26 protein-coding genes and 1 riboswitch are annotated in these 24,293 nt (G+C 65.1%); of the genes, 15 read left to right on the top strand and 11 right to left on the bottom strand.

Annotation, left to right across the window (positions count from 1 at the left end):
• Position 1 precedes the first annotated feature (1 nt).
• Both proC and WHZ77_RS28680 read right to left on the bottom strand, forming a co-directional pair.
• Positions 2-826 (bottom strand): pyrroline-5-carboxylate reductase, encoded by an 825-nt coding sequence (gene proC, locus WHZ77_RS28685; protein WP_375311028.1) that lies wholly within the window; start codon positions 824-826, stop codon positions 2-4.
• A 185-nt stretch (positions 827-1,011) separates the two neighbouring features.
• The gene (locus tag WHZ77_RS28680) at positions 1,012-1,512 is read right to left on the bottom strand and encodes a YbjN domain-containing protein (protein ID WP_375311027.1); all 501 of its coding nucleotides are present in this window, start codon (positions 1,510-1,512) and stop codon (positions 1,012-1,014) included.
• A gap of 433 nt (positions 1,513-1,945) precedes the next feature.
• Positions 1,946-2,105: riboswitch (FMN riboswitch) on the top strand.
• Positions 2,106-2,179: 74 nt separating this feature from the next.
• Between WHZ77_RS28680 and WHZ77_RS28675 the strand changes: the two genes are divergently transcribed.
• The 9 genes from WHZ77_RS28675 to WHZ77_RS28635 all read left to right on the top strand — a co-directional run bounded on the left by WHZ77_RS28675 (position 2,180) and on the right by WHZ77_RS28635 (position 11,660).
• Positions 2,180-2,743, top strand: coding sequence for a 6,7-dimethyl-8-ribityllumazine synthase (locus WHZ77_RS28675; protein WP_375311026.1), 564 nt, complete (start codon positions 2,180-2,182; stop codon positions 2,741-2,743).
• A 101-nt stretch (positions 2,744-2,844) separates the two neighbouring features.
• Positions 2,845-4,047, top strand: a complete 1,203-nt coding sequence (locus WHZ77_RS28670; RefSeq protein ID WP_375311025.1) for an MHYT domain-containing protein — start codon at positions 2,845-2,847, stop codon at positions 4,045-4,047.
• A 321-nt stretch (positions 4,048-4,368) separates the two neighbouring features.
• Positions 4,369-5,232, top strand: coding sequence for an FAD binding domain-containing protein (locus WHZ77_RS28665; protein WP_375311024.1), 864 nt, complete (start codon positions 4,369-4,371; stop codon positions 5,230-5,232).
• 13 nt (positions 5,233-5,245) lie between these two features.
• Positions 5,246-5,746, top strand: a complete 501-nt coding sequence (locus tag WHZ77_RS28660; protein ID WP_375311023.1) for a 2Fe-2S iron-sulfur cluster-binding protein — start codon at positions 5,246-5,248, stop codon at positions 5,744-5,746.
• Positions 5,743-8,163, top strand: a complete 2,421-nt coding sequence (locus WHZ77_RS28655) for an aerobic carbon-monoxide dehydrogenase large subunit (RefSeq protein WP_375311022.1) — start codon at positions 5,743-5,745, stop codon at positions 8,161-8,163. Before WHZ77_RS28660 ends, WHZ77_RS28655 begins: the two co-directional genes overlap by 4 nt.
• A gap of 106 nt (positions 8,164-8,269) precedes the next feature.
• Entirely contained in the window at positions 8,270-9,136 is an 867-nt protein-coding gene (locus WHZ77_RS28650) for an AAA family ATPase (RefSeq protein ID WP_375311021.1), read from the top strand.
• Positions 9,133-10,341, top strand: a complete 1,209-nt coding sequence (locus WHZ77_RS28645; protein WP_375311020.1) for a VWA domain-containing protein — start codon at positions 9,133-9,135, stop codon at positions 10,339-10,341. Before WHZ77_RS28650 ends, WHZ77_RS28645 begins: the two co-directional genes overlap by 4 nt.
• A 10-nt stretch (positions 10,342-10,351) precedes the next feature.
• The gene (locus WHZ77_RS28640; RefSeq protein ID WP_375311019.1) at positions 10,352-11,191 is read left to right on the top strand and encodes an XdhC family protein; all 840 of its coding nucleotides are present in this window, start codon (positions 10,352-10,354) and stop codon (positions 11,189-11,191) included.
• A gap of 10 nt (positions 11,192-11,201) precedes the next feature.
• Positions 11,202-11,660, top strand: a complete 459-nt coding sequence (locus tag WHZ77_RS28635; RefSeq protein WP_375311018.1) for a carbon monoxide dehydrogenase subunit G — start codon at positions 11,202-11,204, stop codon at positions 11,658-11,660.
• Between the two features lie 63 nt (positions 11,661-11,723).
• Here WHZ77_RS28635 and WHZ77_RS28630 read toward each other — a convergent pair whose 3' ends face one another.
• The 8 genes from WHZ77_RS28630 to WHZ77_RS28595 all read right to left on the bottom strand — a co-directional run bounded on the left by WHZ77_RS28630 (position 11,724) and on the right by WHZ77_RS28595 (position 19,438).
• Positions 11,724-12,758 carry an ATP-grasp domain-containing protein gene (locus WHZ77_RS28630; protein ID WP_375311017.1) on the bottom strand — a complete coding sequence of 345 codons (1,035 nt, stop codon included), beginning with the start codon at positions 12,756-12,758 and terminating at the stop codon, positions 11,724-11,726.
• Positions 12,755-13,783 (bottom strand): putative zinc-binding metallopeptidase, encoded by a 1,029-nt coding sequence (locus tag WHZ77_RS28625; RefSeq protein ID WP_375311016.1) that lies wholly within the window; start codon positions 13,781-13,783, stop codon positions 12,755-12,757. Before WHZ77_RS28625 ends, WHZ77_RS28630 begins: the two co-directional genes overlap by 4 nt.
• A gap of 217 nt (positions 13,784-14,000) precedes the next feature.
• Complete coding sequence (locus tag WHZ77_RS28620; RefSeq protein WP_015688527.1) at positions 14,001-14,954, bottom strand: ribose-phosphate pyrophosphokinase; 954 nt, start codon at positions 14,952-14,954, stop codon at positions 14,001-14,003.
• A 191-nt stretch (positions 14,955-15,145) separates the two neighbouring features.
• On the bottom strand, positions 15,146-15,754 hold the full coding sequence (locus WHZ77_RS28615) for a hypothetical protein (RefSeq protein WP_375311015.1): 609 nt from the start codon (positions 15,752-15,754) through the stop codon (positions 15,146-15,148).
• A gap of 185 nt (positions 15,755-15,939) precedes the next feature.
• Positions 15,940-16,707, bottom strand: a complete 768-nt coding sequence (pgeF, locus tag WHZ77_RS28610) for a peptidoglycan editing factor PgeF (protein ID WP_375311014.1) — start codon at positions 16,705-16,707, stop codon at positions 15,940-15,942.
• Positions 16,704-17,822, bottom strand: coding sequence for a class I SAM-dependent methyltransferase (locus tag WHZ77_RS28605; RefSeq protein WP_375311013.1), 1,119 nt, complete (start codon positions 17,820-17,822; stop codon positions 16,704-16,706). Before WHZ77_RS28605 ends, pgeF begins: the two co-directional genes overlap by 4 nt.
• Before the next feature lie 21 nt (positions 17,823-17,843).
• The gene (gene lgt / locus WHZ77_RS28600; RefSeq protein ID WP_375311012.1) at positions 17,844-18,689 is read right to left on the bottom strand and encodes a prolipoprotein diacylglyceryl transferase; all 846 of its coding nucleotides are present in this window, start codon (positions 18,687-18,689) and stop codon (positions 17,844-17,846) included.
• An 11-nt stretch (positions 18,690-18,700) separates the two neighbouring features.
• Positions 18,701-19,438, bottom strand: coding sequence for a dienelactone hydrolase family protein (locus tag WHZ77_RS28595; protein WP_375311011.1), 738 nt, complete (start codon positions 19,436-19,438; stop codon positions 18,701-18,703).
• Between the two features lie 155 nt (positions 19,439-19,593).
• On the opposite strand from WHZ77_RS28595, the gene WHZ77_RS28590 reads away from it, so the two are divergent.
• The 4 genes from WHZ77_RS28590 (at position 19,594) to ychF (ending at position 22,685) form a co-directional block, all read left to right on the top strand.
• Entirely contained in the window at positions 19,594-19,845 is a 252-nt protein-coding gene (locus tag WHZ77_RS28590) for an accessory factor UbiK family protein (protein ID WP_375311010.1), read from the top strand.
• A gap of 341 nt (positions 19,846-20,186) precedes the next feature.
• Positions 20,187-20,918, top strand: coding sequence for a 50S ribosomal protein L25/general stress protein Ctc (locus WHZ77_RS28585; protein WP_375311009.1), 732 nt, complete (start codon positions 20,187-20,189; stop codon positions 20,916-20,918).
• A 58-nt stretch (positions 20,919-20,976) separates the two neighbouring features.
• On the top strand, positions 20,977-21,582 hold the full coding sequence (gene pth / locus WHZ77_RS28580) for an aminoacyl-tRNA hydrolase (protein ID WP_375311008.1): 606 nt from the start codon (positions 20,977-20,979) through the stop codon (positions 21,580-21,582).
• A 5-nt stretch (positions 21,583-21,587) separates the two neighbouring features.
• On the top strand, positions 21,588-22,685 hold the full coding sequence (ychF, locus tag WHZ77_RS28575) for a redox-regulated ATPase YchF (protein ID WP_151644147.1): 1,098 nt from the start codon (positions 21,588-21,590) through the stop codon (positions 22,683-22,685).
• 122 nt (positions 22,686-22,807) lie between these two features.
• On the opposite strand, the gene WHZ77_RS28570 is transcribed toward ychF, so the two are convergent.
• The gene (locus WHZ77_RS28570; RefSeq protein WP_015688517.1) at positions 22,808-23,104 is read right to left on the bottom strand and encodes a DUF4282 domain-containing protein; all 297 of its coding nucleotides are present in this window, start codon (positions 23,102-23,104) and stop codon (positions 22,808-22,810) included.
• A gap of 199 nt (positions 23,105-23,303) precedes the next feature.
• On the opposite strand from WHZ77_RS28570, the gene WHZ77_RS28565 reads away from it, so the two are divergent.
• Together WHZ77_RS28565 and WHZ77_RS28560 are read left to right on the top strand one after the other, a co-directional pair.
• Complete coding sequence (locus WHZ77_RS28565; RefSeq protein WP_375311007.1) at positions 23,304-23,756, top strand: MaoC family dehydratase; 453 nt, start codon at positions 23,304-23,306, stop codon at positions 23,754-23,756.
• Entirely contained in the window at positions 23,756-24,238 is a 483-nt protein-coding gene (locus WHZ77_RS28560) for a MaoC family dehydratase (protein ID WP_375311006.1), read from the top strand. Before WHZ77_RS28565 ends, WHZ77_RS28560 begins: the two co-directional genes overlap by 1 nt.
• Positions 24,239-24,293: the final 55 nt, after the last annotated feature.

The raw sequence follows: 24,293 nt of genomic DNA, 5'->3' as shown, positions 1-24,293 counted from the left end.
GCTACTTCGCCAATTCCTTCGACCGTTTCGTCGCCGCGGCGATCGCGCGGATCATCAGGTCGCGCAAGCCGGGCTCGCCCATCAGCACGCCGAGGGCCGCGGCAGTGGTGCCGCCGGGCGAGGTGACGTTCTGGCGCAGCGTGCCGGAGGCAAGCTCCGACTGGTGCAGCAGTTCGCCGGAGCCGGCGACCGTTTCGCGTGCGAGCTTCGTCGCCAGCGCCTCGGGCAATCCCGCCTCGACGCCGGCACGCGCGAGCTCTTCGGCCAGCAGGAACACATAGGCCGGGCCCGAGCCGGACACGGCGGTCACCGCATCCATCAGGCCTTCATCCCCGACCCATTCGACCGAGCCGGTGGCGCGCAGCAACGCGTCCGCCACCGCGCGCTGCTGTGCACTGACATCGTTCGCGGCGACCGCAACGGTGATGCCGCGGCCGATCGCGGCCGGCGTGTTCGGCATCGCGCGCACGACGGCGCCGCCGCAGACCTCCTGAAGCGAGGCGATCGTGGTTCCCGCCATGATCGAGACGACCGAGGTCTTCTCCGAAACGAACGATCTCAGCCTGGCGCCGGCCTCGCGGAACATCTGCGGCTTCACAGCGACGACCATCGTCTCGACGGCGCCGGCCGCCGTCACATCGGGATTGAGCGCCACGCCCCTGCCGGCAAGCGCGGCGATCTCGGGCGAGATGTGCGGATCGACCACCGCGACGCGGCGCGGGTCGAGCCCGCCCGCCAGCCATCCGGTCAGCAGCGCGCCGCCCATCTTGCCGGCGCCGGCGAGCAGGATGGTGCCGGTGATGTTTTGGAGAGTGCTGTTCGCCACTGTGGTCACCACAAACAAAGGTGTCGTCCCGGCGAAGGCCGGGACCCATAACCACAGGCGGTTCTAATGGATGGAGGTGTTGGCAACAAGCCGCGTGCCACAAGATGAATCATGGATCCCGGATCTGCGCTTCGCTTGTCCGGGACGACGATGGGGGAGTCGTGACTCCCTGACCGTTAAAGACCCTACGCCTCTCCCACCGTGTCGAACATCGCGGCGTCCATCGCCTGGGCGGTAGTCTTGCCGGCCCACACCACGAACTGGAACGCGGGGAAGTAGCGCTCGCAGGCGTGGATGGCGCCGGCGAGCATGGCTTCGCACTGCGCGGTCGAGGCGGTGAGGCCGCCCGGCAGCACCAGGGCCTGGCGATGCATGATCATGCCGGTGTTGGTCCAGAGGTCGAAATGGCCGACCCACAATTGCTCGTTGACCGCGGCGACGAGCCGCTGCACCTCGCTCCGGCGCGCGAGCGGAATCTTCATGTCGAAGGCGCAGGCCAGATGCAGCGCCTCGATCTCGCCCATCCAGGTGAAGGAGATCTGGTAGTCGGTCCATTGTCCCTTGGAGACAATCGTGAGTTCGTCTTCGCCGGAGCGTTCAAACGGCCAGTTGTTGCTGGCAGCAATATCTTCGACCACCGCGAGCGGGTGACTTCTGGAATCGATAGTGCCTTCGAGCAGGGACATGCCGTCTCGACCTCTTGCCTTTTTGTTGTCTTTGATACGCACGCGGTTGGTCCGGCGCGCGCTCCCCCAGTTATCGCTGGGGCGATCCCTCGGAGTCGCTGTTGCGGTCCCGGGATCAGCGCGGCTTGTCGCGGATCAACTGATGTGATTTGCGGAATCTGCGCAACTGGCTGCCGAGTCCGTCCACAAGTCAGGACTCGTTCGTCCACAGCTCATCTCTCGGCCACAATTCTTAACGAAGAGAACAAACAGGAATCGGATTCGCCAAAGGCGCCAATCGTTAATTCCGCCGCGCGAGGGCCGGACCTCCAGGAGGACCCTCAGGAGCACCGCCAGGCCGGCATGGGACCATGCGGTTTTTCCATGCGGAACACGCTTGCTGCAGCCCCGAACCGGCGTCATATTTCCATCCAGGCCGTTCATTCCGGACGGCCGATGTTCTCAGGGCGGGGTGAAAGTCCCCACCGGCGGTAAGGGCCGAAAGGCCTAAGCCCGCGAGCGCCTTCCCCAAGGTTTCTTGCCAAGGGGAAGGGTCAGCAGATTCGGTGCGACTCCGAAGCCGACGGTTAAAGTCCGGATGAAAGAGAACGGTCGGTGGCAGACGCATCGCAAGATGCGGCTGTTTGTCGTTCCGTGTGCCCTGATTCTGGTCCTTAAGAGGAAAGCCATGAATCAGATGTTGCAAGACCCCCAAACCGAAACCTCCCAACCCACTCAAACGCCGCCGCCGGTTCCGCAGGATCCAGCGACCGGGCATCCGCGCTTCGCAAAGCCGCAGCGGGTGGCCTTCGTGCAGGCCTGCTGGCACCGCGACGTCGTCGAGGAAGCCCGCATCGCCTTCGTCAAGGAAGCCGAGGCGCGCCACCTCACCCATGTCGACGTGTTCGAGGTGCCGGGTTCGTTCGAGATCCCGCTGCATGCGCAGATCCTCGCCAAGACGCGGCGCTACACCGCGATTGTCGCGGCCGGCCTCGTCGTCGACGGCGGCATCTATCGCCACGAGTTCGTCGCCGACACCGTGATCAAGGCGCTGATGGACGTGCAGCTCCGCACCGAGGTGCCGGTGTTCTCCGCGGTGCTGACGCCGCAGCAATTCCACGAGACCGAAGTGCATTACGATTTCTTCCGCAGGCACTTTGCGATCAAGGGCGTCGAGGTCGCGGCAGCCTGTGCGGAGACGTTGCACGGGCTGGAGCGCCTGCGCGGCCAGGTGGCGGCGGGAATTGTGTAGCCGTCCGCTCACACGCCGCTGATTGTCAATCCCGCCGCCGTCCCTATAAGGTCGGCGGCGGGAGGAGGCCGTGCCGTGGAGACGGGGCGGCCGATAAGATCATGTTCGAAGGACACGATCCCTATCTCGTTGCGCTCTCTGTGGCGATCGCGAGCCTGGGTGGCTATACCGGCTTTGCACTTGCGGCTCGCATCCGCAACACGCCCGGCGTCAGTAACCGCGTTCTGCTCGCGGGTGCGGCCGCGTTTCTGGCCGTCGGCATCTGGACCATGCATTTCGTCGGCATGCTGGCCGCGCCGCTGCCGCCCGACACGGCCTATCTCGTCCTGCCCACCATCATCTCATTTCTGATCTGCGCATTGGTGGTCGGCATCTCACTGTTCTTTGTCTCGATCGGCGAGCCATCCTTGAGAAGGGTGGCGTCTTCGGCCGTGCTGCTCGGCGTCGGCATCGCCAGCATGCATTATGTCGGGATCCATGGGCTCGCCGGCCCCTTTGCCATCGTACACGACCGAATGATGGTGCTGCTGTCGGTTCTGGTTGCGATCGTCACCGCCTATGGCGGCCTGCGTGCCTTCCTGGCGCAGCAGGAGGGTGCGCGGCTGATCGTCAGCTCGATTGCTTTCGGCATCGCCGTCTCCGGCATGCACTACACGGCAATGCTCGGCATGCATTTCGAGCCGCTGACCGGCGCGGCGCACCATCATGCCGGGGGCGGTCTTGCTGCGTCGCAGCAGATACTGTCGATTATTGTTGCGGTGCTGTGCTTCATTATCGCAGCCGGGTTCCTCCTGTCGCTGGTCCCCGACCAACGACGGCAGGCTACGGCCTCTTTTGCTGCCGACCCCGCTGCGCCACCGGTGGCACCAGCCATTGTCGAGCCGCCTGCCGCGGCGGCGGCAGCTGCGCGACCCCTGGGGCCACTCGGCGGCCTCGGTCAGCCGTCGCGCGCGCCAGCGCCGCGGTTGCCGGTCGAGGGCGCCGACGGCACACACTTTATAGAGTCGGCCAATGTGCGCAGCGTCCGGGCCGATGCGCACTACACGCGGGTCCATGACGGCACTCGCGAGCGGATGTGCCCGTGGTCGATCTCGGAAGCCGAAGCGCAGCTCGACCCCTCGCTGTTCCTGCGGGTGCACCGCAGCCATATCGTCGCGATCCCCCATGTCGCGCTGGTCCGGAAAGAGGGTGATGGTGCCGTGCTCGAGCTCGACGGGCCATCACCGCACCGGGTGCCGGTCAGCCGCGCCAAGATCGCCGAGGTGAAGGCGAGGCTGGGGCTGGCGAACAGGCGGCAGGCGTAGAGGCTCTCTCCAAGCTGAAGGTGCGCTCCCTCGCCCGCTTGCGGGAGAGGGTGGGGAGAGGGTGTCTCCACAATGGGACTCCCTGTCCGGAGAGAGCCCTCACCCCCGCTTCGCGTCGACCTCTCCCGCAAGCGGGAGAGGGTTGCAGCGAGATCGCGGCTCATACGTCGCGCCACCTGACGCAATTCGTGCGTTGCCCGCCGCAACTCGTGCGAAATCCGCTGTTCCGTGCCCGAATGATTGCGGGCCGCTCCGCCGGGAGTGACCGTTCGCTCCAACGTCCGCGCCGACACGTGGCCTAAGGACGACGAGGAGGAGACGATGATCCCGGGCTCATTCAGCTATCACCGGCCGGCGAGTGTCGCCGACGCCGTCAAACTCTTGGCCGACCTCGGCGAGGATGCGCGGCCACTGGCCGGTGGGCACAGTCTGGTGCCGATGATGAAGCTTCGGCTCGCCAGCCCCGCCCATCTGATCGACCTGCACGGCATCGCCGTGTTGAAGGGCATAAGCCGCAACGGCAATACTGTCGTGATCGGCGCGATGACCACCCAGCACGATTTGCTGGCCTCCGACGAGATCGCCAGATCGGCGCCGATCCTGCACGAGACGGCGCTTCTCATCGCCGACCCGCAGGTACGCTACCGCGGCACGATCGGCGGCAATGTCGCCAATGGCGATCCCGGCAACGACATGCCGGCGCTGATGATGACGCTGGGCGCGAGCTACCGGCTCGAAGGTCCCGGCGGCGCCCGTGACCTGCCGGCTGCGGATTTCTACCAGGGTGCCTACTTCACGGCGCTCGAGCCCGGCGAAATCCTGACCTCCGTCTCGTTCCCGGCGTCCACAGCCGGCCACGGCTACGCCTACGAAAAGCTCAAGCGCAAGGTCGGCGATTACGCGACCGCGGCGGCCGCCGTCGTGTTGACCATGAGCGGCGGCAAGGTCGCGACCTGCGCGATCGGGCTCACCAACGTCCACGAGACGCCGCTGCTCGCCACCGACGCGGCGAAGGCGGTGATCGGCACAAGTCTCGATGCTGCCACGCTCAAGAAAGCGGCCGCAGCCGCGGAAGCGATCATGGCGCCGGCCGCCGATGCCCGCGGTCCCGTCGAATACAGAAAACATGTCGGCGGCATCATGGTGACGCGTGCGCTGCAGCGCGCCGCCGCCATGGCGAAATGAGGGGAGAGGATCGATGGCAAAAACACATGTGACCATGAAGGTGAACGGCGCCGAGGTCGAAGGCCTCGTCGAGCCGCGCACGCTGCTGGTGCATTTCATCCGTGAGAATCTGCAGTTGACCGGCACCCATATCGGCTGTGAGACCACCCATTGCGGTGCCTGCACCATCGATATCGACGGCATGTCGGTGAAATCCTGCACCATGTTCGCCGTGCAGGCCGACGGCAGCGACATCATCACGGTGGAAGGCATCGCCAATGCCGACGGCACGCTGTCGGCGCTGCAGGAGGGATTCCGCATGATGCACGGCCTGCAATGCGGCTTCTGTACGCCCGGCATGATCGTCCGCGCGCATCGGCTGCTGAAGGAGAATCCCTCGCCGAGCGAGCCGGAAATCCGCATGGGCATCTCCGGCAACATCTGCCGCTGCACCGGCTACCAGAACATCGTCAAGGCAATCCAGTACGCGAGCGCCAAGATCAACGGCGTGGAATTCCAGGAGGCCGCAGAATGAATGACCTCACTCCCACGCGGGAACAACGCACCGCCGCGCTCGAAGGCATGGGCTGCAAGCGCAAGCGCGTCGAGGATATCCGCTTCACGCAAGGCAGGGGTAATTACGTCGACGACGTCAAGCTGCCGGGCATGCTGCATGGCGACTTCGTCCGCTCGCCGCATCCGCATGCGCGCGTCAAGACAATCGACGACAGCGCGGCGCTGAAGGTCCCCGGCGTGCTCGCGGTGATCACCGCGGAGACGCTGAAAACCGTCAATCTCGCCTGGATGCCGACACTCGCTGGCGACGTGCAGATGGTGCTGGCCGACGGCAAGGTGCTGTTCCAGAACCAGGAGGTTGCCTTCGTCGTCGCCACCGATCGCTATGCGGCGGACGACGGCATCAACGCGGTCATCGTCGAATACGAGCCGCTCCCGCCGCTGGTCGATCCGTTCAAGGCGATGAACGCAGACGCGCCGGTGCTGCGCGAGGACCTCGTCGGCAAAATGTCCGGCGCGCATGGTCCGCGCAAGCACAACAACCATATCTTTGAGTGGACCGTCGGCGACAAGGACCTCACAGACGCCGCCTTCAGGAAGGCGGAGGTCACTATCAAGGAGCTGATCTCCTATCACCGCACCCATCCGTCGCCGCTCGAGACCTGCCAGTGCGTCTGCTCCTTCGACAAGATCAAGGGCGAGCTGACGATCTACGGCACCTTCCAGGCCCCGCATGTGATCCGCACGGTAGTGGCGCTGATCGCGAAGATTCCGGAGCACAAGATCCACGTGATCGCGCCCGATATCGGCGGCGGCTTCGGCAACAAGGTCGGCGCCTATCCCGGCTATATCTGTGCGGCGGTCGCCTCCATCGTCACCGGCAAGCCGGTGAAATGGGTCGAGGATCGCATCGAGAACCTCACCGCGACCTCGTTCGCGCGCGACTATCACATGACGACCGAGATCGCCGCGACCAAGGACGGCAAGGTTACGGGGCTGCGCGTGCATGTGCTGGCCGATCACGGCGCGTTCGACGCTTGTGCCGACCCGTCGAAATGGCCGGCCGGCTTCTTCAACATCGTCACCGGCTCCTACGACTTCCCGACCGCGCATCTGGCTGTCGACGGCGTCTACACCAACAAGGCGCCGGGCGGCGTCGCCTACCGCTGCTCGTTCCGCGTCACGGAAGCGGCCTATTGCATCGAGCGCGCCATGGATATTCTGGCGCAGAAGCTCAAGATGGATCCGGCCGAGCTGCGGCTGAAGAACTTCATCAAGCCGGAGCAATTCCCGTATCACTCGGCTTTGGGGTGGGAATACGATTCCGGCGACTACCACACCGCCATGCGCAAGATGATGGAGACCACCGGCTACGCCGCGCTTCGCAAGGAGCAGGCGGACAAGCGTGCTGCGTTCGCGCGCGGCGAGACCCGCGAGATCATGGGCCTCGGCATCTCCTTCTTCACCGAGATCGTGGGCGCCGGGCCGTCGAAGAACTGCGACATCCTCGGCATCGCCATGTTCGACTCCTGCGAGATCCGCATGCACCCGACGGGGGCCGGGATCGCGCGGGTCGGCTCCAAGAGCCAGGGCCAGGGCCACGAGACCACCTGGGCCCAGATCATCGCGACCGAAATCGGCATTCCCGCCGACAACATCATGGTCGAGGAAGGCAACACCGACACCGCACCTTACGGGCTCGGCACCTACGGCTCGCGCTCCACGCCGGTGGCGGGCGCCGCGATCGCCATGGCCGCGCGAAAAATCAAGGCCAAGGCGCAGATGATCGCGGCCTACAAGCTCGAGGTCCACGAGGATGACCTCGAGTTCGACATCGACGGCTTCCGCGTGCGGGGCCTGCCGGAGAAATTCATGTCGATGAAGGACATCTGCTGGGCGGCGTACAACTCGGTGCCCCCCGGCATGGAGCCGGGGCTGGAGGCGGTGAGCTACTACGATCCACCCAACATGACCTATCCGTTCGGCGCCTATCTCTGCGTGATGGACATCGACGTCGACACCGGCGTGTACAAGATCCGGCGCTTCTACGCGCTCGACGATTGCGGCACCCGTATCAACCCGATGATCATCGAGGGCCAGGTCCACGGCGGCCTCACGGAAGCCTTCGCCATCGCGATGGGCCAGGAGATCCGCTACGACGAGGTCGGCAACGTCGTCACCGGCTCGTTCATGGACTTCTTCATGCCGACCGCGGTGGAGACGCCGCATTGGGAGACCGATTTCACCGTCACCCCGTCACCGCATCACCCGATCGGTGCCAAGGGTGTCGGCGAAAGCCCGAATGTCGGCGGCGTGCCGGCCTTCTCCAACGCCGTCAACGACGCGTTCTCTTTCTTAGGGTCCACGCACATCCAGATGCCGCACGATTTCTGGCGCAACTGGAAGGCCGCGAAGGAGCTCGGGGCGGTGGCGTAGTGTTGTCGTCATTGCGAGGAGCGAAGCGACGAAGCAACCCGGACTTTCTCTGCTGCGGCATTCCTGGGTTGCTTCGCTTCGCTCGCAATGACGGAGGAGTATGGAGATGAAAGGCCGAGACGAGATCGCGAAAGCCTTGGCCGCATCGGGCTATATCGCCGATGCGGACCTCGCGACCGCGATCTCGCTGATGCAATTGTTGCGGCGTCCGCTGCTGCTCGAAGGCGAGGCGGGCGTCGGCAAAACCGAGGTGGCGAAGGCGCTGGCCAAAGTGCATGCGACCGAGCTGATCCGGCTGCAATGCTACGAGGGGCTGGACCAGTCCTCCGCATTGTACGAATGGAACTACCAGCGCCAATTGCTGGCGATCCAGGCCTATCGCGGTGCTGACAGCATCGAGGACCAGGTGTTCTCGGAAAAGTACCTGCTCGAACGTCCCTTGCTCGCCGCGATTCGCCGGTCGAAAGCGCCGGTGTTGCTGATCGACGAGATCGACCGCGCCGACGACGAGTTCGAGGCGTTCCTGCTGGAGCTGTTGTCCGACTTCCAGGTCTCGATCCCCGAACTTGGCACCATCCCCGCAATCACCATCCCGCATGTGGTGCTGACCTCGAACGGCACGCGCGAGCTGTCCGACGCGCTGCGCCGGCGCTGCCTCTATCACTATGTCGACTATCCCGACGTCGACCGCGAGACCCGCATCATCCTGGCGCGGGTCACCGGCGCGAGCCCATCGCTGTCGCTCCAGATCGCCCGCATGGTCGACGGTATACGCAAGGAGGAGCTGCGCAAGGTCCCGGGCGTCGCCGAGACGCTGGATTGGGCGGCCGCGCTTGTCGGCCTCGACATTCGCGATCTCAACGACGCGCCCGAGACCGTGCATGAGACACTGATCTGTCTTTTGAAGACGCACGAAGACCGCGCGCGCGTCACGCCAGAGGTGACGCAGCGCCTGTTGGGGAAGGTCGCATGAGTTGCTGCGGATCGAGTCCCGGGTATGATGACCTCGACCAGGTCTCCCGCCTGGTCTCGGCGAGGCTTGCCGCCTTCCTGCGTACCTTGCGCGATGCCGGCTTTCGCGTGGGACTGGCCGAAGGGCAAGACGCGGCGACGCTGATGTCGTCAGGCTACGCGGGGCGGCCCGGCCTCTTGCGCGCGGCGTTCAAGCACCTCTTCTCGGCGCGCAAATCCGACTGGGACAAGTTCGACGGTCTGTTCGATGCATTCTGGCTGGGCAAGCGCGTGCGCTCGCGCTCCCGCACCATCGGCTCTGCGCCCGGCGCCAGCAGTCCCTCGCTGAAGAGCTTGCAGGATGCGGCAGCGGAGCAGGGTGGTAGCCAATCCATCACCGACCAGCTTCCGTCCTCCGACGACGCGCCGGAAGCCCATTCCGGCGAGGGCCGGATGGAAGGTGCTTCGCCGGCGGAGAATATCGCCGACGTCGATTTCAGAAAGCTCAGCGATCCCGATCAGGTGGCAGAGGCCCATGAGGCCGCAGCGCAGCTCGCACGGGTGATGCGCACACGGCTGACCCGGCGGGATCTGGCGCGCCGGCGCGGCTACCGGCTCGATCTCCGGCGGACGATTCATCGCAACATCAGCCATGGCGGCGTGCCGATCAGCCTGGTGAAGCGGCAACGCAAGGACAAACCGCTGCGGCTGATCTTGCTGCTCGATGCGTCCGGCTCGATGAGCATGTACACGTCCGTGTTCCTGCGCTTCATCCACGGCGTGCTCGACCAGTTCCGCGAGGCCGAGGCGTTCCTGTTTCACACGCGCCTTGCCTATGTCTCCGATGCGATGAAAGAGAAGAATGCCGCTCGCGCGCTCGACCGGCTCTCGATCATGGCGCAGGGCGCGGGCGGCGGCACGAAGATCGGCGAGAGCCTGCAGACCTTCAACCGCTGGCACGCGCGGCGGGTGATCCATTCGCGCAGTTGCGTGATGATCGTGTCCGATGGTTACGAGACCGGCGATGCTGCTTTGCTCGGGCGGGAGATGGCCGCGCTGTCGCGGCGCTGCCGTCGAATCGTCTGGCTCAATCCGATGATGGCCTGGGAAGGCTATACGCCCGAGGCGAGGGGCATAAGAGCGGCGCTGCCGCATGTCGATCTCTACGCGCCCGCGAATTCGCTGCAAAGCCTGCGCGCGCTCGAACCCTATCTGATGAAGCTCTGAGGAGGCACTGATGACCGCTCATGTCGAAGTGCTGGATCTCGTGGCGCAATTGAAGGCCGCCGAGCGCGCCTTCGTTCTTGCGACCGTCGTGCGCACCGTGTCGGTGACCGCGGCAAAGGCCGGCGCCAAGGCGATCATCGCCGCCGACGGCACCATCGTGGCCGGTTGGATCGGCGGCGGCTGCGCCAAAGGCGCGGTACTGAGGGCGGCGCGTGAGGCGCTTGCCGACGGCGAGCCTCGCATGGTCTCGGTGCAGCCGGAGAATCTTCTGGCCGAGCTCGGCGTCAGCGCCGGCGAGAGCCGCGACGGCATACGCTTTGCCAGTAACATGTGCCCGAGCAAGGGCACCATGGACATTTTCGTCGAGCCGGTGCTGCCGCATCCTTCACTGGTCATTCTCGGCGCGAGTCCGGTGGCCTTGTCGCTGGCGGTGCAGGCGCGCACCCTCGGCTATCACGTCACGCTCGCTGCGCCCGCCGCCGATCTGGCGGCGCAGCCGGATGCCGACACCCTCATCGATGGCTATCGGCTCGGCGAGCTCAACGACGCCAAGCGCTTCGTCGTGGTATCGACACAAGGCAAGGGCGACGAAGCCGCCTTGCGCGCCGCGGTCGCGACCAAAGCCGACTATCACGCCTTCGTCGGCAGCCGCCGCAAGATGGCGTCGCTACGTGCAAAGCTGATCGCGGAAGGCACCAGCGCCGCTGCGATCGACGATTTCAAGGCGCCCGCCGGGCTCGATCTCGGCGCCATCACGCCGGAGGAGATCGCAATGTCGATCCTCGCCGAGATCACCAGGGAACGGCGGCGCGACCAGCGCGCTGCCGTTCAGTCAGCAGGCAGAGAGTGAGACACACATCATGCAGATGAACGACAGCCAGCGCATCCCCGCCTCACGCGAACAGGTCTGGGCGGCGCTGAACGATCCCGCTGTGCTGAAGCAGTGCATCCCCGGCTGCCGGTCGCTCGAGGTGACCGCGCCGAACGAGATGACGGCGACGGTGGTCTTCAAGGTCGGCCCGGTGAAGGCGACATTCAGCGGCAAGGTGACGCTGTCCGATTTCGACCCGCCCAACGCCTATCGCATCTCGGGCGAGGGCTCGGGCGGCGTCGCTGGCTTTGCCAAGGGTGGCGCTCTCGTGCGGCTGGAGTCCGAAAGCACGGAGGTCACGGTGCTGCATTACGAGGTCGACGCGCAGATCGGCGGCAAGCTCGCCCAGTTAGGCGCGCGGCTGATCAACTCGACCGCGACGAAGCTGGCGGGCGAGTTCTTCAAATCGTTTGCCGAGGTGGTGAGCGCGAAAGCCGAGGCAAGCTGACGGACATTAAGGTGGATTACGCCTTCGGCTAATCCACCCTTACGATCGTTGCCGTGTTCGCCCTCACCCCAGCGACACCCCCGCCTTGGCGCGGCTGATTCCAAGCGTCAGGATGCGCTGCAGGAGAGCCGGATATTTGAGCCCGGCATGTAGAGCCGCCGTGGCGAACTCCTGGCTCTTGGCGATCTCGGGGTTCGGATTGGCTTCGATGAAATACGGCGTGCCGTCGGCGGCAAGACGAAAATCGATCCGCGCGTAGCCGTCGAGGCCAAGCGCCCGGTAGATGCGTTTCGCGGCCCGCTGGATGCGGGCGGTCACTTCCGGCGGGAGATCTTTTGCCGGCCCGTCGACGATGCCGAGCTTCTCCTGATAGTCGGTGTCGTGCTTGGCCTTCTCCGTGGCGATGTGCCGTGACCTGCGCCCGCCCATGCTGCCGAATTTCAACTCCCAGACCGGCAGCACGCGCAGACGGTTGTTGCCGAGCACGCCGACATAGAGCTCTCGTCCCTCGATGAATTGCTCGGCGATGGCTGCGGTTTCGCTCCGATCGTGGATGAAGGCGACGCGCTCCGCGAGCTTTTCGTCGGTATCGACGATGGAGGCCTGAGAAATGCCGGCAGATCCATCCATGTTGAGGGCCTTGACGATCAGCGGCAGCGCAAGATGCCTCGGCCGCTTGACCTTGCGTCGCATCGGGAAGACGGCGAAGGCGGGCACCGCGATGCGGCGGTGGTGCACCAGCGTCTTGGACAGATCCTTGCCGCGCGCCAGAATCAGGCCGCGCGGATTGCACCCGGTATAGGGGACCTTCATCAGCTCGAGATAGCTGGCGATGTGCTGGTCGTAGGCGACGTTGTTGTGGAATTCTTCCAGCAGGGTGAAAACCACGTGCGGCTTGAACTGCTCGATCGCTTCGCGGACCGGTCTGATTTCCTCCTGAGCACCGAGGACACGGACCTCGTGACCGGCCGCGCGCAGGGTGCTGACGACGTCGTATTCCGTCTTCCAGTTGTTGATTTCCTGCGGGGTATAACCCTCGGAGGAGTCCGGAGGCATGAAGTCCGGATGCATCAGCACGAGAATACGGAGTCGTCTCATAGCGCGATCCATTTGCGCCGAGACGGGCCGAACATCGTGTGCATCGTCTTGGCGGTCACGAGGACGGTGAAATCGAGAACGAGCTTCTGTTCGGGACCGACTGCGCGCAGGTCGAGCTCGCGGCAGCGGGAGATCATCTCGTCGAGCACGGCATCGAGCGTCAATTGATTTTCGCCCGTCCATCGCGCCACCAGTTGCCTGATGTGGGCGCGGTGCCGCCTGATCAGGGCAGAAGCCGGCTTCGACCGGTGATGCCGTGGATCGGCTGAAAACAGCCGGGAGAGATCGCGGTCGTAGGTCTTCGGCGGCGTGAAGGCGTAGAACGCCTGCTTCTTCTTGTAGTGCTCTTCGAGGGTCTGGCTGAGCCGACCCAGCGGGTCGACACGCTCTCGCGTCGTGATCAGCGGTCGCTTTCCCGCGATCTCGCTCATCAGTTCGTCGACATATTCGAGCTTCTTCAGCGCCGGCCAACCCTCATATCGCGTCCGCCAGTTCGAGCGCGGCCGCAGCCACACCGCAAAGGTCTCGGCGAAATCTTCATCCGGATGGCTCTGCGCGTACCATAGCCGAAGATGCTGGACGTAACGCCTGCTGGCGGGATTGGGCCGGTAGTAGCGCGGATAGTGTTTCGACGACGGGCCGAACAGCTGCTGCCAGCGGCGGCGGCGTTGCAGCTGGTAGCCATGCTGCACGGCATGCCCTGCCTCGTGACGGAGGATGGCCATGCATTCGCGCCAGGTTCCACCCTCGACGTCGAACATCATCTTCTTCTCGAGCTTCATCAGGCGGGGATGAGCGAGATAGAACGGAATGGCGATGCCGGGCACGCCGCCCGGACTGAACCATTCGCTCGACATCCAGGTGTGCGGTCGCAGCCGGATGCCGCGCTCTTCCATCTCCTCGTGGAGCGTGCTGACACAATCTTCCAGCCAGGTGCCCTCGACCGTAACCCTCAGGCTCGAGAGGCGTTGCTTCAGCAACTCGTCATCCGGCAGCTTGTCCCAGGCAAATTTCCGGCTCGGCATCAGGCATCCAGAGGGCAGAGATGACTCGGCATCCGGATGATGTCATGGGCGGCGGCTGGCAACAACCCGTGGGGTTTGTGCTGCGGCGCGGTCAGAGCGCGGCCCTGCAGGGTGGGAAAAGCGAAGCGTGCCCACCGTCTTCATGGTCACAACAAAGGCGGGCACGGCGCGTTGTGCTTTTGCCCACCCCCCGAGGCCTTTGTCGGGATCGGAAGAGCTAGTCGAACAGGCTCGACACCGACTCTTCCGCGGCGGTGCGGGCGATGGCGTCCGAGATCAGGCTGGCGATCGGCAGCGTGCGGATGTTCGGCGCCTTGCTCACCGCGTCCGTCGGCAGGATCGAGTCGGTGATCACGAGCTCCTTCAGCCTGGAGTTGGTGATACGGGCGGCCGCGCCGCCGGAGAGCACGCCGTGGGTGATGTAGGCGTAGACGTCCTTGGCACCCTTGGCGATCAGTGCATCGGCCGCGTTCACCAGCGTGCCGCCGGAGTCGACGATGTCGTCGATCAGGATGCAGGTGTAGCCGGCGACGTCGCCGATCACGTTCATGACCTCGGATTCGCCGGCGCGCTCGCGGCGTTTGTCGACGATCGCGAGCGGGGTGTTGATGCGCTTGGCGAGGCCGCGGGCGCGGGCCACGCCGCCGACGTCGGGCGAGATCACCATCGTCTTGGAGAGGTCGAACTTGTCCTTGATGTCGCGCACCATCAGCGGCGCGGCGTAGAGGTTGTCGGTCGGGATGTCGAAGAAGCCCTGGATCTGACCGGCGTGCAGGTCGAGCGTCATGACGCGGTCGACGCCGGCCTGCGTGATCAGGTTGGCGACCAGCTTGGCCGAGATCGGCGTGCGCGAACCCGATTTGCGATCCTGCCGGGCGTAGCCGAAATAGGGCAGCACCGCGGTGATGCGGCGCGCCGAGGAGCGGCGCAGCGCATCGGTGATGATCAGCAATTCCATCAGATGGTCGTTCGCCGGGAACGAGGTCGACTGGATGATAAAGGCATCCGAGCCGCGGACGTTCTCCTGGATCTCGACGAAGATCTCCATGTCGGCGAAGCGCCGGACCACCGCCTTGGTCAGCGGCAGGTCGAGGCCCTGCGCGATGGCCTGTGCGAGAGCCGGATTGGAGTTGCCGGCGACGAGCTTGATGGAGCCGTTCTTGGCCGACATAGACGCTTCCTCCCGCGCTTTGCTGGACACGATGTTCAACATCTCGGATACCCACGGAGCACGGTTATGACGGGCGAGGAAATATCAGGCCGGGGGCTCCGATGGCAACCCGGGATGCTACGTTTTCCCTCTGAAAATCCTGAGTCGGGCCAACGGTTTGGCCGCAAGTTGAGGCTGTGGTTTAGCGGCCGTTATCGTTCGGCGTAGCCGAGCGCAGAGGCCGGCATGTCCGGCCCGTCCGGGGTCACGCTTGCCACCGCCGGTCCGCGCAGGCCGGGAACAGCACTCGGGGTATCCGGCGTCCCGTTGATCATGTTGGAAAGTCCGCTGAATCCGGCCTGGGCGATCTTCCGCAGCACGAGGTCGTCGGCGGCTGACCAGGGATCGCGCCCACCCTTGGCGGAGGTCGGTTCCTCGCCCGAGACCCGCAGTGCCCGCTGCTGGTTGGCATCGTAGACGTCCCAGACCCAGGCGATCACGGTCTTGCCGCGCACCACCTGGGCGGAGAGGTAGCTGCGCACACGATAGGCAGCCGTCCCCTCGCGAGAGACCACGGACAGGCTGCGCAGCTTGGATTCGCTGTCGAGCACACCGACCATGCGGTCGAACACTTGCGGCGGCGGCCCGTCGATCGATTCGAAGGCGACCGTCGCTCCGGAGCCGGCGCTCGGCGCCATCGCATAGGAATTGGCGGCGCCACCGCCGCCGGCACAGCCGCCCAGCGCGGTTGCTGCCGCCAGCAGCATGACCGCCAGCACGCGCGAGCCCGCGCGGCGCAAAATGGATGACGCGTCCCTCATTATGGAGGGCAGCGATATCGTTAAAATCGATTAAGGTCTAGGGCAGAGGCGACACAACGCTGTCATTCCGGGGCGCGCCACTTGGCGCGAGCCCGGAATCCATGTCTCCGCGTGAATTGCTGCACGATGGATTCCGGGCTCGATGCTTCGCATCGCCCCGGAATGACACGAGGTTGCTCTTGTGTTCACCCTTCCAGCGCGATCGCATGGACGTGGCGGCCGTAATCCGGCTCCTTGCGATGCACCGAGCGGCGATAGCTGAAGAAGCGCTCGTCGGCGTAGGTGTCCAGACCAAGATCGTCGATCATCAGGATGCCGGCCGCCTCCAGCCGCTTCCGGATGAAGCCGGCGAGGTCGAACATCGCGTGGCCCTCGCGGACCGACGGGATGAAGAACATGGCGTTGTCCGCATCAGCCTCGATGAAGCGCGCCACGAATTCGTTGCCGACCTCGTAGCTGTCCTGCCGGATCAAGGGCCCGATCGCGGCAATGATGCCGCTGCGCGCGGCGCCGAGTTTTTCCATCGCGAGGATCGTCGATTCCAGCACGCCGGTCAGCGCGCCCTTCCAGCCGGCATGTGCGCCGCCGATCACGCGGGCGTTGGGATCGACGAACAGCACCGGCCCGCAATCGGCGGTGGAGACGCCGAGCGCGATCCCCGGCGTCTTCGTCACCAGCGCATCGCCTTTCGGCCGCGGCCCGCTTGGCCATGGCGCATCGGCGACGAGCACGTCGGGCGAATGGATCTGGTGCAGGCTGAGGAAGCGCTCCGGCGCGACGCCGACATGCTCGGCCATACGGCGGCGGTTCTCCGCGACGAGGGTCTGATCGTCGTTGGAGCCGAGCCCGCCGTTCAGCGCGGAGTAGAGGCCGCCGGAGACGCCGCCCTCGCGCGTGAAGAACGAATGCCGCAGCCCGGGCACGGCCGACAGCAGCGACGAAGCAAGCGTCATGAACCGTCTCCGGCCTGTTCGAGATCGCTCAAGCCCGCAAGGCCTGTCAGCCGCGGCTCGGAGATGCCGAGCACCTTGAACATCGAGCCCATGCCGCTGCGCCCGGTGTCGGTCAGGCGCCTGAGCGCGATCGAGATGTCGGTGGCAATTTCAGGCGAGGCCTTCTGCATCAGAGCGTTTGCGCGCGTCTCGATGCCGACGCGCTTGAGGAAGTCGCCCTGCGTCACCGGGCCGTGCACGCGGGCGCCGACATCCTCGGCCGCGCGCGCCAGCGCCTGGAAGTCGACATGGGCGGTGACGTCGGCCTGGCCCGGCGCCTTCAGGGGATCGGTGAAGGTGTGGCGCGCGATGGCCTGGAAGGTATCTCCTGCATCGCTGCGCAGATGTCCGTAGTCGATGATCAGCGCCGCGCCGTCCTGGTCGCGCACGCGCGTGGCGAGCTTCATGATCTCGCTGTCGGGCCGCCATTCGAACACGGCGCCGACGGGCGCGGCGCGCACCAAAGGCGGCAGCAGCACGTCGAAACGCGGCGTCGGCTCGGCCGCCGCGCCGAATTGAAGCTTGCCGTTGGGGTCGACCTCGATCACGCGTTCGTGCCAGCCGTGTTCGCGCTTCACCATCTGGTGAATCGGCAGCACGTCGAAATATTCGTTCGCGAGGATGATGCTCGGTCCTTCCGGCACGTCGTCGATGCTGTCGTGCCAGGCAATGTTGCGTACGCCCGACAGCGTCGCACTCTGCCGCTCGCGCAGGACGGGATTGACCTCGACCATGTGGATGTGAAGCGCCTGATAGAGCGGCGGCAGCACGCGGAGCGCGCGCAGCGCATCCGCCATCATGGTGCCGCGTCCGGGGCCGAGCTCGATCAGCCGCAGGAATTGCGGCGAGCCCATCTGCTTCCAGACCGAGGCGGTCCACAACCCCAAGAGCTCGCCGAACATCTGGCTGACCTCCGGCGAGGTGGTGAAGTCGCCCTCACGCCCGAGCGGATCGCGCGAGATGTAATAGCCATAGCGCGGGTGCATCAGGCACAGTTCCATGTACCGCCAGACCGGCATGGGGCCTGAGGATTTGATCAGCGCCTTGATCTCGTTGAGTAGCGGCTGTTCGGTCACGGTCTGTCTTCTCGAAGGAAATTAACGAATGGCCCCTGTGGGCTTCGGCGCACCGCGCCTCACAGCCAATACAATAAGTATGAGGCCGACAATAAGCATCGGGATCGACAACAGCATGCCCATGGTTAATCCGCCCCAGAGGAAGCCGAGCTGGGCGTCCGGTTCGCGGAAATGCTCGCCGGCGATCCGGGACAGGCCATAGATCAGGATGAAGGCGCCGAGGATCATGCCGGGTCGCTTCAGGGCGCCGAGGCGGATCATGATCGCGAGCACCGTGAACAGCAGGATGCCTTCCATGCCGGCCTCGTAGAGCTGGCTCGGATGGCGCGGGAGCTGTGTGGGGTCGTTGGGGAAGATCATCGCCCAGGGCAGGCTGGGGTCGGTGGCGCGGCCCCACAATTCGCCATTGATGAAATTGGCGAGGCGCCCGAGCAGGAGGCCGACCGGAGCGACCGCGGTGGTGATATCGCCGAGCGACAGGATCGAGATGCCGCTCCGGTAGGCGAACCACATCACCGCGACGACGCAGCCGAGGAAACCGCCATGGAAGGACATGCCGCCCTCCCACAATTTCAAGATCGCGGCGGGATGATTGATGAAGAAGGGTAGATTGTAGAACAGCACGTAACCGGTGCGACCGCCCAGGATGATGCCGAGCGTCACCCAGAGGATGAAATCGTCGATCTGCACCAGCGACATCGGCGCGGGGCCGCCCCACAGCCGTTCTTTTTTCAGCAGCGACCGCGCATAGAGCCATCCGAACACGATGCCGCTGATATAGGCCAGCGCATACCAGCGGATCGCGAACGGACCGATCTCGATCGCGATCGGCTTGAAGGCGGGAAAGTCGATGAGCAGAAAGGGCATCGGGCCTTCTATTATGTCTGGACGAGATTGCGGCGATAGAGCGCCAGCAGCCGCTCCCAGTGCCGCTCGGCGGCGTCGCGGTCGTAGACCGGGCGCTTGGGAAAGGCGAAGCCGTGATGCGTGCCGGGATAGATCTCGACCTCGGCTTTGGCGCCGCTCATGCCCTGCTTGACCTTCTCGATGATCTCCGTGGGCGCGTAGATGTCGGTCTCGGCGCAGGCGAAATAGAGCTCGGCCCTGGACTTGCCCGCGGCGAGATGCGGGCTGTCGTCCTGGTCGGTCGCGAGCTGCGTGCCGTAGATCGAGGCGGCGGCCTTGACGCGATCGGGGAAATGCGTGGCGGCGTTGACGGCGTAGCGGCCGCTCATACAGTAGCCGACGGTCCCGACAATCTTCGTGTTCGCGGCCGCCTGGCCCTCGGCATAGGTGAGCAGCGCCCTGGTGTCGTCCATGATCATCGGAATCGTGAGCGAGCCCATCAGCGCGAACATGCGCTTGCGCTCCGGCGCGTTCGGATCGGCCGGCAGCGCGCCGAGCTCCATCACGCCGGAGCGGTAATAGAGGTTCGGTAGCATCACGTAATAGCCCGAGGTCGCGAGCCGCCGCGCCATGTCGCGCAGCTCCTCGCGGATCGCCGGCGCGTCCATGTAGAACAGGATGACCGGAAACGGTCCGCCCCGTTCGGGATGGCTGATGAAGGTTGCGGTGTGGCCGTCCTTGGTGGGGATTGCGATCTGCTGGTCGATCATCTCGAGCGCCTTATGATTCTTCTTATGCAGGGACGTTGAATACGATTGCAAGGAAACCGGGGCATGACAAGGATACCGCCAATCGGCCCTTGAACCGTTCCGCTCGGATTGCCATTGTCTCCTGCAAGTTCGCGCAAAGTTTATCGGAGGCCGACATGACCCAGACCAACAACCGGTTTTTCGACGAGATCGGCCGCCTGATGAACGACGCCGCTGGTGCCGCCCAGGGCGTCAAGCGTGAGTTCGACACAGTCTTGCGCACCCAGGCCGAAAAATTCCTGCGCGACATGGACCTGGTCAAGCGTGAGGAGTTCGAGGTGGTCAAGGACATGGCCCGCCTGGCGCGTGAGGAGAACGAGACCCTGAAGGCGCGCATCGCAGCGCTGGAGGCCAAGCTCGGGGGGTAGGCGGTCTAGGACGTTTCTTACCTTCCCCTGGAGGGGGAGGGTCGCTGAGCATGCAGCGAAGCGGAATGCGTAGCGGGGTGGGGTGACAGTCTCTCCACTCGGGCAGCGCCTCCGTGGAGAGACTGTCACCCCACCCCGCTCGCGCTGCGCGCGATCGACCCTCCCCCTCCAGGGGAGGGTGGGAAAGCCCGCCCGGCGGCCCAATCTCCTTGTCATTTCCGCGTCTTCCGGGTAAAAGCCCGCCACGTCCGCGGCCCCCGCACCCCTGGAGGCTTGCTGCGGCGAACGCGATGGGCCGCCTTGCGGCCCATTAACTTTTGCAAAAACAAGGACTTAACGTTATGGCGACGACCGTCAAGGAATTGAAGTCGACCGCACGTCCGAAGAGCGGCAAGGGGGCCGCCCGGGCTGAGCGTCGCGCCGGGAGAGTGCCCGGAGTGATCTATGGCAACAACCAGCCCCCGCTTCCGATCTCGGTGGACGATCGCGAACTGCGTGCGCGCATTCTCGCCGGCCGGTTCCTGACCACGCTGGTCGACGTCGAGCTCGACGGCAAGAAGCACCGCGTGATTCCGCGCGACTATCACCTCGATCCGGTCAGGGATTTTCCGATCCACGTCGACTTCATGCGCCTCGGTGAAGGCGCCACCATCCGCATCAGCGTTCCCTTGCATGTCGTGAAGGCGGAAGGTTCGCCTGGCGTGAAGCGCGGCGGCGCCGTCAACATCGTCGCCCACGCGATCGAGCTCGAGTGCGGTGTCGAGAACATCCCGCAGTTCATCGAGGCTGATGTCGGCTCGCTCGAAATCGGCCACTCGCTGCATCTGGCCGACATCAAGCTGCCGGCCGGCGTCAGGGCGCTGACCTCCGAGGACGCAACCCTCGTCACTATCGTGCCGCCCTCCGGCTACGCCGAAGAGCAGAAGGCTGCGGCTGCTGCTACGGCTCCGGGTGCTGCTGCGGCTCCGGCGGCTGGTGCCGCTCCGGCGGCTGGCGCTGCTGCGCCGGCGGCTGGCGCGAAGGCTCCAGCGGCGGCTGCCAAGGCTCCCGCCGGCGGCGACAAGAAGAAGTAATCTCTCAAAGCTGGCGCGCGGTCTCTGATCGCGCGCCGAGCGAGGGGCGCGCCGCGTCATGCGACTGTTTGTTGGGCTCGGCAATCCCGGCGCGAAATACGCACGTAACCGGCACAATATCGGCTTCATGGCCGTCGACGAGATCGCGCGGCGTCATGGTTTCGCACCGTGGCGCCGCAGGTTTCAGGGCGAGACCTCGGAAGGTGCGCTCGGCACTGAGCGCGTGATCCTGCTCAAGCCCACGACCTACATGAACGATTCCGGTCGCAGCGTTCAGGAGGCGGCAGGCTTCTTCAAGATCGCGCCCGGCGACGTCACCGTGTTCCACGACGAGCTCGAGCTGCCCCCGGGCAAGGTGCGGGTGAAGATCGGCGGCGGCATCGCCGGCCACAACGGCCTGCGCTCGATCTCGGCGCATATCGGCAACGACTACCGCCGGGTCCGACTCGGCATCGGTCATCCCGGCGTCAAGGAGTTGGTGCACGGCCACGTGCTGTCGGACTTCGCCAAGGCCGACAACGACTGGGTCGCGACCCTCTGCGACGCTGTTGCCGAGCACGCCGCACTGATCGCCAGGGGCACCGACGCGACCTTCGCCAACAGGGTGCATCTCGCGATGCAGGCGAAGGGATTTTTGACCAAGGACGACAACGGCAAGGAATAACGCTCGTGGGATTCAAATGCGGGATCGTCGGATTGCCCAATGTCGGCAAGTCGACCTTGTTCAACGCGCTGACCGAGACGGCCGCGGCGCAGGCCGCGAACTATCCATTCTGCACCATCGAGCCGAATGTCGGTGAGGTCGCCGTGCCAGATCCGCGGCTCGACAAGCTCGCGGCGATCGCCAAGTCCGGACAGATCATTCCGACCCGGCTGACCTTCGTCGACATCGCGGGCCTCGTGCGCGGCGCTTCCAAGGGTGAAGGCCTCGGCAACCAGTTCCTCGCCAACATCCGCGAGGTCGACGCCATCGCGCATGTCGTGCGCTGCTTTGAAGATTCCGACATCACCCATGTCGAGGGCAAGATCGCCCCGCTCGCCGACATCGAGACCATCGAGACCGAACTGATGCTCGCCGATCTCGACAGCCTCGAGAAGCGCGTCGACAACCTCACCAAGAAGGCCAAGGGCAACGACAAGGACGCCAAGGAGCAGCTCGACCTCGTCAACCGCACCCTGGTGCTGCTGCGCGAAGGCAAGCCCGCACGCCTGGTCGAACGCAAGGCGGAGGAGGAGCGCGCCTTCGGGATGCTGGGCCTGTTGTCGTCCAAGCCCGTGCTCTATGTCTGCAACGTCGAGGAAGGCTCGGCTGCGACGGGCAATTCGTTCTCGAAGGCGGTGCAGGACCAGGCCGCCAAGGAAGGCGCGATTGCCGTCGTCATCTCCGCCAAGATCGAATCCGAGATCGCCACCATTTCACGCGAAGAGCGTGCTGACTTCCTCGAGACGCTGGGTCTGGAAGAGGCCGGCCTCGATCGCCTGATCCGCGCCGGCTACACGCTGCTCGACCTCATCACCTATTTCACGGTGGGCCCGAAGGAAGCGCGCGCCTGGACCATCCATCGCGGCACCAAGGCGCCGGGCGCAGCCGGTGTGATCCACACCGATTTCGAGAAGGGCTTCATCCGTGCCGAGACCATCGCGTTTGAGGATTACGTGGCATTCAACGGCGAAGCCGGCGCCCGCGATGCCGGCAAGCTCCGCCTCGAAGGCAAGGAATACGTCGTCGCCGACGGCGACGTGATGCATTTCCGGTTCAACACGTAAGCGGCAATTGCGGTGCCGTAGGGTGGGCAGAGCGAAGCGTGCCCACCATCTCTCTCAATCGCGGAACGATGGTGGGCACGGCGCTGTGCGCCTTTGCCCACCCTACGGCACCTGTGCCGGCCTCACCGCATCCCGCCGCCCTGGTCCCTGATCGCGCCGAGATGCTCGTTGATGCGGAAGATGATCAGGATCAGCTCCGCGATGATGCGCGAGAACACGATGCCGACCACGACACTGGCGATCGACGACAGCAGCAGCAGGAAGCCACCGAACGGGCTGATCGCCATCGCGGCCAGGCCGGAAAAGATGCCAGAGAGGCCGAACAGGCAGATCAACGCGATCACCAGCCAGTAGAAGGTCTTGATGATCGTCGGCGTGATGAAGCGGTCCCATTGAAACAGGTCGCTGAATGAAAACATTGCTCTCCCCAGAACACGTCGGGTCTCGTCAAATCGGGCCTCTCGGCAAGTGGATCCCGGCCCTCGGTCGGACCCGACCCGGGCCAACCGACTCGCGCCAGGGCCGCCGCGTCGAATGTAGCACGAGCCATGCGGGCCGGCGGGTTGAGATTGCCGCAAACTGCGGCCACAATCTGTCCTTTCCTCCAGCAATCCAAAGATGACCCTGACCTTCGAAGACTTCCCGCCCGGCCGCTTCGGAACGTTCGGCCCGCGCCGTGTCACCCGAGACGAGATCCTGGCCTTTGCCGCCGAGTTCGATCCGCAGCCGATGCACCTCGACGAGGAGGCGGCGGCCAAGAGCATGCTGCGCGGCCTGTCCGGCTCCGGCTGGCACCTCTGCTCGCTGATGATGCGGATGATGGCCGACGGCTTCATCACCCGTGCCGCATCGCTCGGCTCGCCCGGCGTCGACGAGGTGCGCTGGCTGTCGCCCTTGCGGCCCGGCGACGATCTCATGCTCGACGTCGATGTCGTGGAAGCCCGCGCCTCGAAGAGCCGCCCCGAGCTTGGCATCGTCAAGTTCAAATGCACCGTGCGCAACGCGACCGGGCAGGCGCTGTGCGAGATGACCTCGCCGATCCTGATCAAGCGGCGCGAGGGGGCGGTCTGATGCGGTTCTTCGACGACATCGAGATCGGCCACCGCCGCGAGATCGGCGCCTACATTTTCACCGCGGACTCCATCAAGACCTTCGCCGCAAAGTTCGATCCGCAGCGCTTTCACCTCGACGAGGAGGAAGGCAAGAACTCGCTGTTCGGCGGGCTCGCGGCTTCGGGCTGGCATGTCGGCTCGGCCTGCATGAGCCTGCTTGTCGCGGACGGCCAGCGTCTGGCGCGTGAGGCCGCGTCGCGCGGCGAGGAGGTCGCGGTGTGGGGCCCGTCACCGGGCTTTCGCGATTTGCGCTGGATCAGGCCGGTGCTCGCCGGCGACACGATCAGCTACGTCAACGTCGTCGTCGACAAGCGTACCTCCGCCTCGCGTCCCGGCTGGGGCATTTTGACGGCCCGCACCACCGGCACCAACCAGCGCGGCGAGGAGGTCTATTCCATCACCGCCAGCGCCTTCGTGCCGATGCGCGCAAAGAGCGGTTAGATTCGTTCCAGGATGAGCGGCTGAAAAAAGAGCTGGCGAGTGTTGCCCGCGCGCT

Origin of the sequence: Bradyrhizobium sp. A5 (assembly GCF_042076515.1) — a bacterium.
Classification (GTDB): Bacteria; Pseudomonadota; Alphaproteobacteria; order Rhizobiales; family Xanthobacteraceae; genus Bradyrhizobium; species Bradyrhizobium cosmicum.
Note: the sequence above shows the minus strand (reverse complement) of the source record. Positions and strands in the feature narration are given on the sequence as shown.